We start from the raw sequence: 1,077 nt of genomic DNA, 5'->3' as shown, positions 1-1,077 counted from the left end.
TGGCGCTGAGCGAATCGAAATACCGACGGCTGTTTCAGCACAGCATGGGTTTGATCTGCACGCACACCATGGAGGGCATTATCACGTCCATCAACCCGGCCGCCTCCCTTTCACTGGGTCGGGAAGAGCAAGAGCTCATCGGCCAGCCGCTGTCAGCGATCCTTCCGCCGGACAGGCGGGTGCAACTCCATGCCTATCTGGCCAAGATCAAAGAGGATCAGAGCGACTCCGGAGTGATGGAACTTGTTGCCTCCGACGGGTCTCAGCGCTTCTGGGCCTACCACAACGTTCTGGATACGGAGGCGGAGCCTCCCTACGTTCTGGGGCACGCCCAGGACATCACCACGCAACACCTGCAAGAACAGCAACTCCAAGAGCTGGCCATCCGTGATCCGTTGACCCGATGCTTCAACCGGCGCTATCTCACCGAGCTCGCTCATCGTCAGCTGGACGCTTGGGGCTGCCTGGTATTCGATCTGGATCACTTCAAGGAGATCAACGACACCCAGGGCCACGCAGAAGGGGACGCTGTCTTGATCAAGTTTGCTGCGTTTCTAGAGTCCAAGCTGCTGGACAACGAGGCCGTCATCCGCCTAGGAGGCGATGAGTTCCTGGTCTTCGTTCCCGGCGCGACGGCTGAGCGCATGCACCAGTTGGAAGCCTGCTACCGGGATCACGCCGATGAAGCGCCGATCAGATTTTCGGGGGGTTGCGCCGTCAGCCGACCTCATGAGGCTGTCGGCGACACCATCAATCGTGCAGACCTCAAGCTCTACGATCGTCGGAAACAAGAGCGTTCGTGAGCCTTTAGTGATCTGTCAGGGAAGCAAGCCCAGCAAGGAACGGTGAGCAGCCACGCCTGCCAATGCCCCTTCACCCACCGCCAAGGCGATGTTCCCAGCGAACCGGGCCGCATCCCCGCACGCAAACACCCCCGCGACGGTGGTCTGCTTGGCCGAATCGGTGGTGAGGCATCCCGCGTCCTCGGTCGCGCAGCCCAAGCGGCTAGCGAGGTCTGATGCCAAATGGGTCTCGGGGTGAATAAACAAGGCTTCCACGTCCCGCACGCTTCCGTCC

1 protein-coding gene and 1 pseudogene are annotated in these 1,077 nt (G+C 60.7%); one reads left to right on the top strand and one right to left on the bottom strand.

Translation table 11 applies throughout. The features are described from left to right. On the top strand, positions 1-803 hold an 803-nt coding region (locus KVS69_RS18370; protein WP_217539424.1), incomplete at its 5' end, for a GGDEF domain-containing protein. Between the two features lie 15 nt (positions 804-818). On the opposite strand, the pseudogene KVS69_RS18365 reads toward KVS69_RS18370, so the two are convergent. Continuing rightward, positions 819-1,077 (bottom strand): annotated as a pseudogene (locus KVS69_RS18365) (thioredoxin reductase); the annotation flags it as partial.

The organism is Stenotrophomonas sp. GbtcB23 (assembly GCF_019091045.1).
GTDB lineage: Bacteria > Pseudomonadota > Gammaproteobacteria > Xanthomonadales > Xanthomonadaceae > Stenotrophomonas > Stenotrophomonas rhizophila_A.
Note: the sequence above shows the minus strand (reverse complement) of the source record. Positions and strands in the feature narration are given on the sequence as shown.